The 13,526-nt window shown below is 33.0% G+C and carries 14 protein-coding genes; 8 read left to right on the forward strand and 6 right to left on the reverse strand.

The genetic code is table 11. The features are described from left to right. Nucleotides 1–79 precede the first annotated feature (79 nt). The 3 genes from DTUR_RS00220 to DTUR_RS00230 are packed head-to-tail and all read left to right on the forward strand — an operon-like array spanning nt 80 to nt 1,589. Nucleotides 80–604 (forward strand): CDP-alcohol phosphatidyltransferase family protein, encoded by a 525-nt coding sequence (locus tag DTUR_RS00220; protein ID WP_012582468.1) that lies wholly within the window; start codon nt 80–82, stop codon nt 602–604. Continuing rightward, on the forward strand, nt 601–1,200 hold the full coding sequence (locus tag DTUR_RS00225; protein ID WP_012582469.1) for a DUF6062 family protein: 600 nt from the start codon (nt 601–603) through the stop codon (nt 1,198–1,200). The genes DTUR_RS00220 and DTUR_RS00225 overlap by 4 nt, the downstream gene beginning before the upstream one ends. Next, entirely contained in the window at nt 1,197–1,589 is a 393-nt protein-coding gene (locus DTUR_RS00230) for a hypothetical protein (RefSeq protein WP_012582470.1), read from the forward strand. The genes DTUR_RS00225 and DTUR_RS00230 overlap by 4 nt, the downstream gene beginning before the upstream one ends. Here the strand turns inward: DTUR_RS00230 and DTUR_RS00235 are convergent. The 5 genes from DTUR_RS00235 to DTUR_RS00255 are packed head-to-tail and all read right to left on the reverse strand — an operon-like array spanning nt 1,542 to nt 6,357. After that, nucleotides 1,542–3,587 carry a transglutaminase TgpA family protein gene (locus tag DTUR_RS00235; RefSeq protein ID WP_012582471.1) on the reverse strand — a complete coding sequence of 682 codons (2,046 nt, stop codon included), beginning with the start codon at nt 3,585–3,587 and terminating at the stop codon, nt 1,542–1,544. The genes DTUR_RS00230 and DTUR_RS00235 overlap by 48 nt on opposite strands. 36 nt (nt 3,588–3,623) lie before the next feature. Further along, complete coding sequence (locus DTUR_RS00240) at nt 3,624–4,715, reverse strand: DUF58 domain-containing protein (protein WP_012582472.1); 1,092 nt, start codon at nt 4,713–4,715, stop codon at nt 3,624–3,626. Then, nucleotides 4,712–5,671, reverse strand: coding sequence for an AAA family ATPase (locus tag DTUR_RS00245; RefSeq protein WP_012582473.1), 960 nt, complete (start codon nt 5,669–5,671; stop codon nt 4,712–4,714). Before DTUR_RS00245 ends, DTUR_RS00240 begins: the two co-directional genes overlap by 4 nt. Nucleotides 5,672–5,679: 8 nt before the next feature. Then, nucleotides 5,680–5,871 carry a hypothetical protein gene (locus DTUR_RS00250; RefSeq protein WP_012582474.1) on the reverse strand — a complete coding sequence of 64 codons (192 nt, stop codon included), beginning with the start codon at nt 5,869–5,871 and terminating at the stop codon, nt 5,680–5,682. Between the two features lie 39 nt (nt 5,872–5,910). Continuing rightward, nucleotides 5,911–6,357 (reverse strand): sigma-70 family RNA polymerase sigma factor, encoded by a 447-nt coding sequence (locus tag DTUR_RS00255; RefSeq protein WP_012582475.1) that lies wholly within the window; start codon nt 6,355–6,357, stop codon nt 5,911–5,913. Nucleotides 6,358–6,512: 155 nt separating this feature from the next. On the opposite strand from DTUR_RS00255, the gene dcd reads away from it, so the two are divergent. From dcd to DTUR_RS00280, 5 genes are read left to right on the forward strand one after another with little or no spacing between them, the layout of a single operon-like run. Further along, a complete protein-coding gene (gene dcd, locus DTUR_RS00260) occupies nt 6,513–7,097 on the forward strand; it encodes a dCTP deaminase (protein WP_012582476.1) in 585 nt (194 codons plus the stop codon). Nucleotide 7,098: 1 nt separating this feature from the next. Further along, nucleotides 7,099–7,965 carry a hypothetical protein gene (locus tag DTUR_RS00265; RefSeq protein WP_012582477.1) on the forward strand — a complete coding sequence of 289 codons (867 nt, stop codon included), beginning with the start codon at nt 7,099–7,101 and terminating at the stop codon, nt 7,963–7,965. Then, the gene (gene zwf, locus DTUR_RS00270; protein ID WP_012582478.1) at nt 7,962–9,350 is read left to right on the forward strand and encodes a glucose-6-phosphate dehydrogenase; all 1,389 of its coding nucleotides are present in this window, start codon (nt 7,962–7,964) and stop codon (nt 9,348–9,350) included. The genes DTUR_RS00265 and zwf overlap by 4 nt, the downstream gene beginning before the upstream one ends. Continuing rightward, entirely contained in the window at nt 9,343–10,374 is a 1,032-nt protein-coding gene (locus DTUR_RS00275; RefSeq protein WP_012582479.1) for an L-Ala-D/L-Glu epimerase, read from the forward strand. Before zwf ends, DTUR_RS00275 begins: the two co-directional genes overlap by 8 nt. Nucleotides 10,375–10,421: 47 nt before the next feature. Continuing rightward, entirely contained in the window at nt 10,422–11,825 is a 1,404-nt protein-coding gene (locus DTUR_RS00280; protein WP_012582480.1) for a mannose-1-phosphate guanylyltransferase/mannose-6-phosphate isomerase, read from the forward strand. A gap of 11 nt (nt 11,826–11,836) precedes the next feature. On the opposite strand, the gene DTUR_RS00285 is transcribed toward DTUR_RS00280, so the two are convergent. Further along, nucleotides 11,837–13,486 carry a Na/Pi cotransporter family protein gene (locus tag DTUR_RS00285; RefSeq protein WP_012582481.1) on the reverse strand — a complete coding sequence of 550 codons (1,650 nt, stop codon included), beginning with the start codon at nt 13,484–13,486 and terminating at the stop codon, nt 11,837–11,839. Nucleotides 13,487–13,526: the final 40 nt, after the last annotated feature.

Below are 13,526 nucleotides of genomic sequence, written 5' to 3' on the forward strand. Positions count from 1 at the left end.
AGTAATTTACTTATTTTTAAGGCATAAAGGGGAAATTAGAGTTTTATGTTATAATAAACAAAAAGTGAGGTGATGGTTAATGCCTATATTAAAAACCATAGCTAATACCCTCACTATCTCCAGGTTCATCATAGGCTTTATTATAGCCTCTATTGGAAATATCCAAAGAAAATTAGGTTTAAAAAATGCTATATTATGGCTTATCCTTGCTTGGATCACCGATGTACTTGATGGATACTTGGCAAGAACTTCAAAAATGCCAGAAGATTTTATTGGAAAACATGACATCTATGCAGACATGACCGTATCTGCTGGTGTTCTATACTTCCTCACAATCTCTAACTTTATCTCCTGGAAATTTACTTTAATTTTTGTGATCACTGCTGTTTTTCTTATATGGTATCTTAAAGAAAAAGCAGTAACAGACGGAATCCAAGCTGTACCATACGCTTTAATAATTTATACCTCTTTAAAATATGACCCAAGCTATGGATATTTGATAATTGCTTATCTTTTATTCCTTATTTTTATAACCTGGCCCAGATTCCCGAAAGAGAAGGTTCCAGAGTTTATTAATGGAATAAGAAATATATTTAAAAAATGAAAGGTAAAAGTTTAATCCATAAAAACTGGGAAGAAGCCTTTCACTGGGAGGGATGTCCTCTTTGTTATTTAGTACAAAAAGCCTTAAGAAGTTATATGGAAAACTTTTTATATGAAAATGTAAATGATGTCTTATTAAGAAAGAGCATAAGAGAAAAAGGAGGATTCTGTGAGAACCATCACTTACAACTTCTCACCTTTAGAGATTTTTTAGGAATAAGCATTATCTATGAGGATATAATAAAAAATTGTATTATTCCATCACTTAAAAATAAAGAAATTCCAGAAACGAAGAGTTGCATATTTTGTGAAAAGGAAGAGGAATACGAAAAATTATATATTCAAAGCCTCTCTGAAGTTTTAAAAAATCAGGAAACTTTCAATCTATGGAAGGAAATAGCTTATGATTTTTGTCAACCCCACAAAGAAAAGATAAAAACTATTTCTCCAGATACCTATAAAAGAATTGAGCCCTATTTATATCATAAAAAGAGAAAATATCCTGAATATTTTTACGAATCTTTTTCCTGGGATAAAGATTATTCAGAACTTTTCTTAAAGAAACTAAGAATATTAGAACTTAAGAAGCCAAAATGAAGATTAAGAAATGTCCTATTTGTGAAAAGATAAGAGAAGAAAAAGAAAAAAGATTAAAAAATTTAGGTAAAAAAGTCCATCTCTGCAAAAATCATTTGAAAGAAGCCTTTACTGTAAACCCTAATATATTAGAACTCTTGGAATTTGAAGATAATAAAGAGTGTCCTATTTGTACCCTTGAAAAGGAGATTACCTATGCTTTCCAAGGAGAAGTAAAAGACTTATGTCTTTATCATTTAAGAATGTTAAGAGATAGAATAAAAGATGAGGATTACGAAGAAATAGTAGAAAGATGGAAAGAATATGAAAAACACTTGAAGGAAATGGATGAGCAAGTAGAATTAATCCTTGACCTTCTCACGGGATGTGGAAGGATTATAAGAAAGTAATTTCTTAGCTTGCTCTTTGAAATTCTCTTTATATTTTCTTTTTTCTTCCTCATTTAAAGGCGCAAATTTCAAGGCATAATATAAGCCTGCAAAATTTCTTCCTAAATCCCCCAAAGGCTCCAGCATATTGTATAGACTAACATCCTCTTTAATAAATCCTTTTCTTTTCAATCTTTTAATTACCCTCCTAAAGATTCTATCCTCCTCTGTAAGTCTAAGAAAATTCACAAAATTTCTCATCAGTAAAAAGGAGAATAAAACAAAAACAGGAATAACTATATACTGATACTTATTTAAAACTTTATAAGCTCCAACAAATACATTTTGTACAATTATCCCAATGGAGTTAAAGATTATCCCTAAAAAGTTTGCCGACTCTTTCCTTTCTCTTTCTTCTGAGCCCAAAGCAAAAGGAGTAGGATCTATTGTAATCCAGCCTAAAGGCTCAAGATATATTTCAACCCAGGCATGGGCATTCTTCACTTTTACCTCATACATTCCAGTCCAAGGATTAAGATCTCCAGGACCGTATCCTGTAACAAGTCTACTGGGAACTCCAATAATTCTTGCCATAACCGCAAAGGCTGTTGCAAACTGTTCACAATATCCCTTTTTAACTTCAAAAAGAAAATTGTCCACTGCATCCTCATTATCAGGGAGAGGTGGTATATCGAGGGAGTATTCATAATTGTCTTCAAGATAATTTTTAATTGCCATCAATTTTTCCCATGGAGTTTGGTATCCTTTTGTTATTTCAAAGGTAAGATCTTTTACCCTTTTAGGAATATTAGGTAATTGCAAATAATTTAAAAACTGATTTTGAGGAGGAATTTTAGTCTCCAATAATTCCTTAGTAGAATAATATTGCTCTTGATAAAAACCAGTATATATAAGTCCCTTAGGAAGTTCGAAGGGAGACCTATATCCGTCCTCACTATCCTTAAAGATAATTGGAGAGGGATAATAAAGCCTTTCTGTACCCTTAGGAAGGAAGATTATGTTATTTTGAAAATCTCTTTCAATAAAATAAGTGGCTCTTTGAAGGTATTCTTCTTGCCTTGTATTTTCTTTTAGAAGAAAGGGTTGACTTATGGTATCTATGGTTTTTACTTCTTCTTTACTTTGATACCATCCAAAACCATTATAGGTATCAAAGGCAATTCCCCTGTGATAAATACCCCAAGGTGTTAAAACTCTAAATATAATAGAGGAAGAAAGTTCTCCCCTCTGCCTTAAATCAAGAAATGGTGCAAAACCATAGTATTCTTCAGGATTAAATTTTAAGGGTGGAATTTTCCTTCCTTCAGGAAGTTTATAGAGGTTGCTGGCTTCGGCATAGGGAGATTTTAACTCTCCCTGAAAATTAGTAAGCCTCGTTATTAGCTGAGACATTATGTCTTGCCTAAAGCCTATTCTTATATCCTTAGGAAGAAGAGGGAAAATTAAAAAGCCTACGAAAAGTACGAAAAGAGTAATGGAAAAAATATATCCTGGAACAATTCTATAATCATTAACTAACATAAGGAATATAATCATCCCCAAAAGGAAGAAAAGAAAGAACACAATAAAAATTGCTTCCCTTGCAAATATTCCAGCAATAATCATAAGAATAATACTTATAAAGAAGGAAAAGCCAAGATCAAGTCTTGTAGGAAGATCAAAACTATGAATAGTATTAAGATTAATCAAGAAAGTAGCAAGGGGAATACGAGGATCAAAAGGATTTTTAATTAATTCCACAAAAAATTGCCTCAAAAAGTACATCATACCTATGGTCATTAAGATCTTTAAGAGGATATTTCTTTCTTTTCTTCTATAGTAACTAAATACAAAACCAATCAAAGTTAAAAGAATTATACTAGAGATATAGATAGAAGAAAGATTCAAAAAATACCATACTGAAAAAAGAGAAACCACAATAAGATAAAGGGTTATCCCTCTCAAAAGTATGGAATCTTCAACTACATTTTTTATAAGTCTGATTCTTTTCCTTTCCATAACCTTAAAGATTTTACTGCAAAGTTCCTCGTCTTTTCAACTTTGATTTAAAACAAGAAATCGAGAAAGAAATTCCTGAGGATCGTCTCCTAAACTAAAGATAAAACCTTTGTTTAATACAATCTCTTTCTTATGGTATTCCACACCTATAATTTTGTTTATTTTAACCTTTTCGTCCCAGAACCTATAATTGAGAGTAAAAATTATATCATAATCATAATTCTTAAAACTTATATTTCTTCTCTCTATAAGCTGAATTTCAGCTAAGTACTTCTTTAGTTCATCTGAAGTCTTAGGATTAAATTCTTCTTCACCCCTCAAGTCTCTTATGGAAAGCGGTATATTTAGAGAAAAAGAAGGAATAAGAAGGGAATGGACAAATCTCAAAAGTTGATCAAACTCCTCCTCAGCTATAGAGTCTTTTTTATCCACAGAATTATCAATTAAAATCATTAGAGACCCTTTTTTTAACTTTTCAAAATTTTTTGATAAAAGTTTTCCCTTTTTAGCTGAAGCCTTCCAAGCTACAATCTTTAAAGGATCTTGAGGTTGATAATCTCTAAGAGAATGAAACTCTTCTCCTATCACCGATAGAAAAGAAGAAGAGGTTTTATTTCCCTCCCCATCTGTAAGATAAATATCCTGAGACAAGGGATAAAATGAAGGATAGATATAAGTTACCCCATCCACCTTGTAGTTTTTACTGAGATAAAGAAGTCCCAAAGTACCAGTAAATCTTAAATTTAAAGTCTTTAAATAGAATATTCCCCTTTTTTTAAAGTGAAAATATATGGAAATCTCTTTTTTCTCTTTTCCCCTTAAACCCCCAAGAGGGGTTTTCCCTTGAAGATTTATAAATACCTGTCCCTTAGGAATTTTAGAATTATTTTCAAAGTAAATATTTATAAACTCATATTCATTCTCTTTCACAAGAAGAGGCATTTGAACTTTTACTCTAAGATTTAATGGCTGAAGTATTATTTCAAAGAAATTTATCATGTAAAGACCCATGATAAACGTGGATACTAAAAGTACAGGAGTTGATGAAACATTCAAACCTATAAGGTAAAGAACAATATCAAAGAAAATTAATAAGTATCCTATGGATGTAAGACTAAAGTATGTCACCACAACCTTACCTTTGGTATTTTTACTCTTTTTAAAACATCTCTTATTATATCTTCTCTAAAAGATCTTCCCATATTACTTCCTTCCTTAGGAATGACCCTATGCACCAATATAGGTACTGCCATTTTTATAACATCCTCAGGTATCACATAATCTCTGCCAGAAAGGAGCGCATACCCTTGAGCTCCTCTCATAAGAGATATGGAAGCTCTGGGCCCTGCCCCAAGGGAAAACAAAGAATCATCCCGAGTTATATTAACAATATTTACAATATATCTCAAAATATCCTTATCAATATAAATCTCCTTAACTAAATCTTGAGCCTTAATTAAATCTTCTTTCTTCCAAACAGGCTCAATTCTCTCCAGAGGATGAATCATCTTTTGATTTTCAAGCATTTTAACTTCCTCCTCCATAGGAAGATAACCCATGGAGAGGGAGATAAAGAACCTATCCAATTGGGACTCTGGCAAAGGATAGGTTCCAAAATGTTCTCTGGGATTTTGTGTGGCTATCACCATAAAGGGCTTAGGAAGTTCATAAGTAGTACCATCTATGGTCACTTTGCCCTCATCCATTGCCTCAAGAAGACCTGCTTGAGTCCTGGGGGACGTTCTATTTATCTCATCAGCAAGAAGAATATTTGTAAAAATAGGGCCTGGTTTAAACTCAAACTCTAAGGTCTTAGGATTAAACACATTCACTCCAAGTACATCCGACGGCATAGTATCAGGAGTAAATTGAATCCTTCTAAAATCAAGTTCAATACTCTCTGCAAGAGATTTTGCAAGGACTGTTTTACCTACACCAGGAACATCTTCAAGCAAAATATTGCCTCTGCTTAGTAAAGCCACAATTACATAGTCAATTACCTCATCCTTTCCTACAATAACCTTTTTGATGTTCTCTCTTAAAAGCTGTAATCTTTCTACTATTTCATTTAAAAAAGTCTTCATATTGTACTTTAACCCTTTCTTATGGTCTTTATCATATGCCTAATAACTGCATAAATTCCACCAACAGTCATAAAAAAGTCAAATAAATTAAGATAAAATTCAAAAGGGAAAAACCATTTAGAAAGGTAGTGAATAAAAACAATTATCTCAAGAATTAGCCCCATAAATAAAATTACTAATACTCCTCTATAAAATTCCATTTTTTCAAACCTCCATTAATTTCTAAAAAATATTTTACATCAATTTTTCAACTTATTTAATGCCCTTTTCTTATAGATCTTAACACTACTTCTTGATATTCCTAAATACTTTGCAACCTCCCTTTCACTATGTCTTGAATAGAAAATTAAAATAATTATTTGTTTCTCTCTTTTAGACAGTTTTGAAAAATCTATGAATTTTATCATAATCTCCTCTTCAAAGGCCTCATAAGAGACATTATTTCCTTCCAAGTAAAGATCTTTTCCCTTTAATTTTTCCCTTATTCTCAAAAGTCTATAATAGAGAGCCTTCTTCACATATCCTGAAAGGTTTCCCTTTTGAGAATCATATCTTCTTAGCACCTCTAAAAGGGCTATTTCTCCCTCTTGTTTAAAATCCTCAAAATCAATTTCAGGAATATACAGCATCTTTAAATACTTAAAAAGAAGCGGTTTATAAGCCAAAAATAAAATTTCTTCTCTCATAATCCCTTCCTCCCAATTTTTATAACCGTATTATATTTACTTATAGTAAAATTTTCAAGAGATATTTTTAAATATTAGCAAAAAAACGAGCAAAAGACCAAACAATTTATCAAAGTGATATAATTATTGAAAAGAATTGGAAGGGAGGTAAAAAATTGATACTAAGCGATAAGGACATTAAAAAATACCTTGAGGAAAGAAAATTAGTAATTCATCCCATAGATGACCCCCAAAAACAAATTCAGCCATCCTCAGTAGATTTAAGGCTTGGAAACAGTTTTCTTCATTTTAAAGTTGAAGGAAGAGCATATATTGATCCTACAAAAGATAATCCCCAGGATCTCATGGAAATCATAGAAATAGAAGAGGGTAAACCCTTCTTCTTAAGGCCAGGAGAATTTGTCTTGGGAACCACTATTGAAACCGTAAAACTTCCTGATGATCTTGTAGCGAGAGTTGATGGAAGATCCAGCTTGGGAAGACTTGGCATAATAGTACATGCTACAGCGGGATATGTAGATCCAGGTTTTTGTGGACAAATCACCTTAGAGCTTTCAAATATCAATAGGGTTCCTGTAGCCCTTTATCCTGGCATGAGAATATGTCAGATATCTTTTTATAAATTAACCTCCCCAGCAGAGACTCCCTATTATAAAAAAGCTGGAAGTAAGTATCATAACCAAAAGGGTCCTACAGCAAGCAAGCTTAATATAGACTTTTGTGTAAAGGAGGATAAATAAAATGGAGTGGAAAAAAATATCCTTTGGCAAAAGAGAGCTCTGTTATGAAATTACTCTAAATGATGTTAAAATGGTAATCACCGCCGATGTGGGGCCAAGAATAATCTTTTTTGGATTCAAAAATGGAGAAAATGTATTATTCCATGATACCGAAGAAAGGTTATCCATAGGAGAAATGAAAATCTATGGAGGACATAGATTCTGGATATCTCCTGAAACCAAGTTTACTTATTCTCCGGACAATAATCCTTGTAGGGTAATAGAGGATAAAGATAAAATTAGTTTTGTGTCCTATGATCCCATAACCGAAATAGAGAAAAACTTAACCATATTAGAAAGGAATGGAAGATTCGTAGTAAGGCATATCCTTGAAAATAAAGGAAAACTATTATATCAGGGCGCTATATGGGCTTTGACTTGTATTCCTCCAAAAAAAGGAATTATCTTCTTTCCATGGGGAACTTTAGGAGAATGGAAGCTTAAAAAAGTAATTTATTGGCAGAAGTGGGCAGGAGAAGCCACAACTAATGTAAAGAGTTCCCAATTTGTTCCAGAAGATGATCTCTTTCTCATTTATCCATCGGGAGAGACAGGAAAAGTAGGAACTACAGGATACGAGGGTTTTGTAGGAGTAACCACAGAAAATTATACCTTTATTAAAAAATTCAATTTTGTAGAAGGAGCTATATATCCCGATGATAATTGTGCTATACAGGTCTATACTTCAGAAAATTTCTGTGAGTTAGAAACCTTAAGTCCATTATATACTTTTAATCCAGGTATATCTTATATCCATGATGAAGAATGGATTCTTCTACCCTATAAAGTAGATCCAAAGAAAGGAGATGAAATTAGAAAACATCTATGAACAATAAATTCATAATTGTAATCTTTGGTGGATTAGGAGACTTAGCTCAAAATAAATTATATCCTGTAATTTACAGTCTATATAAAAAATATAGACTTCTAAACTGTACAAAAATTATTTCTACAGGAAGAAGACCTAATGTGGATAAAGAAGAATTCCTAAAAATTTTAGAAAAATCTATAAAAACTCATGATGATTCTTTCTTTTCTTTGTTTGATTTTGTAAAGTTTGATTTAGAAAAAGAGGAAGAATATAACCATCTCAAAAACATGCTCTCCAACTTTAAAGAAGAAGAGTTTATATTCTACTTGGCCACTCCTCCTACCACCTTTGAAACCATTATCAAAAACTTAGGAGAATTCTTAAAAAGCTTTCCTAATAAAAGAAAAATCGTCATCGAGAAACCCTTTGGTTATAACCTCTATTCAGCGCAAAAACTCAATCAACTTATAAAAATTTACTTTAAAGAAGAGGAAGTATACAGAATTGATCACTTCTTAGGAAAAGAGACCGTACAAAACATTTTTGGTCTCAGATTTTCCAATATCATTTTTGAAGGAATATGGAATAGGAATTTTATTGATCATATTCAAATTTCAGCCTTAGAAGATATAGGAGTAGAAGGAAGATTAGGATATTACGACAAAGTGGGTGCCCTCAGAGATATGATCCAAAATCATTTAATCCAGATATTGTCAATTGTAGCTATGGAACCTCCTTGTTGTATTAACGAAAAGGAGATAAGAGATGAAAAAATAAAAGTACTAAAAAGCATAAGAGAAATAAAAAGAGAAGATGTACCTTTGTATGCTGTAAGAGGTCAATATGAAGGATATTTGATAGATGAAAACCTCTCCCAATCAAATACAGAAACCTATGCAGCAGTAAAACTCTTTATAGAAAACTTAAGATGGGACGGTGTACCTTTTTACCTGAGAACGGGAAAAAAACTAAAAAGAAAAGAGACCTCGATAATAATTGTATTTAAGAAGATACCAGGACTTTTCTCTAAAATTCTTGATTGTATGCCCCAAGAAGACATAATAGGATTTAAAATCGCCCCTGAAAATAAGATTATCCTAAGCTTCCAACTAAGACCCTTAGGAGGAAGTATGCTCTCTTGCCCTGTTTCTACCTCTATGGAGTGGACAGGTCCTAATATAGAAGCTTATGAGACTTTGTTTATGGATATTATAGAGGGAGATCAAAGCCTTTTTATAAGAAAAGACGAGATTGAGAAATCCTGGGAGATTGTACAACCTATTTTAGATTTTTGGAAAGACGACCCCAATATTCCCATATATCCCCAAGGTTCTTGGGGTCCAAAGGAAGCTGAGGAACTAATTAGAAGAGATGGGAGAGAATGGAGATATATAGATGGCTAAAATAAAAAGGATTTCCTTTGAGTTAAAGACCTATGAGTATATAAAACCTTTCCGCATAGCTCCTGGAACTGCTTCCCATACCCATAATTTGGAGGTAAAAATAGAAACCGAAGAAGGTTATATAGGCTTAGGAGAAGCATCCCCTTCTTTTAGGGTTACTGGGGAGAGGATAGAATCTCTGATACCTTTAGAAAGTTTTGTTAATGAACTCTTAAAAGGAAAGGATACTAAAAATTTTAGAAAAATATTTGAAATAACAGATAAATTTTTTGCTTTTCCAAGTCTAAAAACAGCCTTACAATATGCAATTCTTGATGCTTTAAGTGAAGAACTAAGCTTACCAGTATACCAAATATTAGGGGGAGCAAAAGAAAAAATAGAAACGGATAAAACAGTGAGCATAGGAAGTGTGGAAGAAAGAGTTAGAGAAGCAGAAGAAATCTTTAAAGAGGGCTTTAAGGTGATAAAGGTAAAGATAGGATTGGACTTACGTGAAGATATAGAAACCATGGAAGAGCTGGTAAAAAGAATAAAAGGAGTAAAGTACATTGTAGATGCTAATACTGCTTACAACCCAAAACAAGCAGTAATTTTTACTAAAGAACTCTACAAAAAAGGTATTGATATAGAGTTATTAGAACAACCAGTACCTGCTCATGACTTGGAAGGGTTAAAATATGTGAGATTTAATTCTCCTTTCCCTATTGCTGGAGATGAGAGCATTAAGAATAAATATGAGGCTTTAGAAGTTATAAAAATGGAAGCTGTAGACTATATAAACATAAAACTTATGAAATGCGGTATATCCGATGCCTTAGCTATAGTAGAAATGGCCAATACAGCTAACATAAAACTTATGATAGGATGCATGGGAGAATCAAGCCTTGGAATAAATCAAAGTGTTCACCTTTCAGCAGGCCTTGGTGTCTTTGAATTTCATGATCTTGACAGCGCACTAATGATAAAAGAGGACAAATTTAGGGGAAAGTATAAGATAAGAATTCCCTATTATTATCTTGTATAATATATTATGGTTTCCTCAAAACAAAATTCACAGAAGGGGGTGAAACAATGAAAGCCATAGTACTTGCGGGAGGAAAAGGAACAAGACTTTGGCCTCTTTCAAGAGAAAAATTTTCAAAACAGTTTATAAAACTATTACCGGATAAATCTCTCTTAGAAGATACTTATGAAAGGCTCATAAAGTTCTTTAAGCCAGAAGACATTCTAACCATAACCAATAAAGAGTATTTCTATTTTGTAAAAAGCATAACTGATAAATTTGACAAAAGTATGAGCCATAACACTCTCCTTGAGCCAGTAGGGAAAAACACTGCTCCTGCTATAGCTCTTGCTTTAAAATACATATTAGAGAAGATAAATGGAAACCCTGAAGAAGAGGTATTTATCTTTCCCTCTGATCATCTTATAGAACCTCAAGAAAAATTCATAGAGTACCTTAATAAAAGCCTTTCTGCCGTTAACTCAGGATTTATTACTACTTTTGGAATAAAACCTACAAAACCTGAGACAGGATATGGATACATTAAAGCAGGAGAAAATATGGGAGATTTCTTTAAAGTTGAAAAATTCATAGAAAAGCCATCCTTAGAATTGGCAGAAAAATTCCTAAAAGAAGGAAACTATTTCTGGAATGCAGGAATTTTTGCCTTCAAGATCTCAGTAATGTTGGAAGAGTTTGAAAAATATCAAGAAGAAATTTATACCTTGATAACTAAAGGAAGTTATAGAGAAGTACTTGAGAATTTCCATAAAATGCCATCCATATCCATAGACTATGCCATTGCAGAAAAATCTGATAGAGTTGCAGTTATACCCATGGAGCTTATCTGGAGCGATTTAGGTTCTTGGGATTCTTTCTATGAAGTGAAAGAAAAGGATCCTAATGGAAATGTATTATTAGGAGATGTATATGCAATAAATACAAGAAACTCCCTTGTATTCAGCAACAAAAGGCTTGTAGGAACTATTGGAATTGAGGATGCTATTATTGTAGAAACCGATGATGCCATACTCATAAGTAAGAGAGGGAGCGGACAAGAAGTCAAAAAACTTCTTGAAATCCTCGAAAATGAAGGAAGGAATGAAATAATCTATCATACTGAGGTTTATAGACCATGGGGTATGTATAAACTTTTGGAAAAAAATGGAGATTATATAATAAGAAAACTCATAATAAAAGAAGGTGCTTCTCTAACTTGTCATCTCCATAAAAAAAGGACAGAACATTGGATAGTGCTCAAGGGTATTGCTGAAGCAGATATTGAGAATCGTAAATATTATGTATACGAAGGAGAAAGTATTTTTGTGCCTAAAGGAAAACCCCATCAGTTAAAGAACGCAGGAGAAAACCCTTTAGAGATTATTGAAATCCAAAGTGGCGAAATCTTAAGCGAAGACGACATTGAAATCTTTACAAAAGATGAAGAAGAATTAGAAGAAAAATTAAGGTAGGGGTGACACCCCTACCTTAAAAGAGTTTTTTCCCTCTTTGAATTATTAACCTCATAAAACTCTTGAGCTATATTTACACAGTGATCCCCTATTCTTTCAAGGTCTATAAGAAGATCACTAAAAATTACTCCTGCTATAGGATTACATATACCCTTTTTCATTCTTTCTATGTGAGATTCCTTTGACTCTTTCACTTTATAATCAATCCTTTCTTCCCTTTGAAGGACTTCATCAAGATAATTTGCAGTACTCTCCTTTATCATTGCAAAAGAATCTCTGATGTTATCATAAATAATCTTTCTCAGCTCCTCCAAATCTTTCCAAGCATATTCGGTAAATTCAATTCTCTCGGAATTTTTAGCCTCAACCTTTTCCATAACATTGGTAAGGTGATCAGCAATCCTCTCCACATCATCCACAGCCCTTAATATGGCATTAAGTTCTTTTGCTTCACCCTCGGACAAAGAGTCAATAGAAAGTTGGGTAAGATAATTTATTAACGAAGCCTTTAAACCATCGGTTATATCTTCAATAGTCAATATATCTTTATAATGCTGAGTATTATTCTGAAACAAAGAATCCATAGTAAGATTATACATCTCATCCACAATATCACACATCCTAATAAGCTCATTCTTAGCAGCCTCAAGAGCAGCAGAAGGGGTATTTAAAAGTTGAGGCTTAAGAAAGGACGCCTCTCTTCTATAAATTCTTTCTTCTCCAGGGAGAACTTTCTTTATAAGCTCTGCATATTGCTTGGTAAAGAAGATCCATATAGATGCCCAGAGCACATTAAAGAAAGTATGAGCATTAGCAACTTGTCTTGCTACCTCAGCAGAAGTAAGAGAAACAAACCTTTCAAAAATTCCTAAAAAGGGAAAGATAAGTACTACTCCAATGACATTAAAAAATAAATGGGCAAGCGCAGCTCTTTTTGCAGAAATACTTGTACCAATAGAGGCAAGAAGAGCGGTAACACATGTTCCAATATTAGCACCTAATATCACAGGGACCGCAGAAGTCAAATCAATTGCTCCCTTTGCTGCAAGAGCTACCACAATACTCGTAGTAACACTACTACTTTGAATAATTGCAGTTATAATTGCTCCTACAAGTATTCCTAAGACAGGGTTTTTTCCCATTGAGATTATCGCATTATGAAAAGGTTCCCAAGTTCTCAAGGCATGTAAAGAAGAATCCATTAAAGAAATACCCATAAATATCATACCAAAACCAATTAAAGCCTCACCAATATTTCGGATATACTTCCTTTTTCCGGCAAAAAATAAAAGAAAACCTAAAAAAAGAAAATAAGGTGCCACATCAGTTAACTTAAAAGCAACCAGTTGAGCAGTTATAGTTGTTCCTATGTTTGCCCCAAAGATGATACCAAGAGCACCTTCTAATGTCAAAAGTCCTGCATTTACAAAAGCTACTGTCAAAACAGTAACTGCACTACTACTTTGAACTATTGCAGTTACAAGAGTACCAATTAAAAGACCTCTAAAGGGAGAAGAATTTAATTTCTCGAAGATGGAACGAAGTTTAGACCCAACAGCTTTTTCAAATCCTGAGCTCATTTGGAGAATACCATAGAGGAAAAGACCTAAACCGCCAAAGAGAAGTCCCACATCTTTGTAAGTTAAAGGAAAACTACTCATATATCAGTCTCCCTTTATTTATAAAAATTTATCACACCAA

The organism is Dictyoglomus turgidum DSM 6724 (assembly GCF_000021645.1).
GTDB classification, from domain to species: Bacteria; Dictyoglomota; Dictyoglomia; order Dictyoglomales; family Dictyoglomaceae; genus Dictyoglomus; species Dictyoglomus turgidum.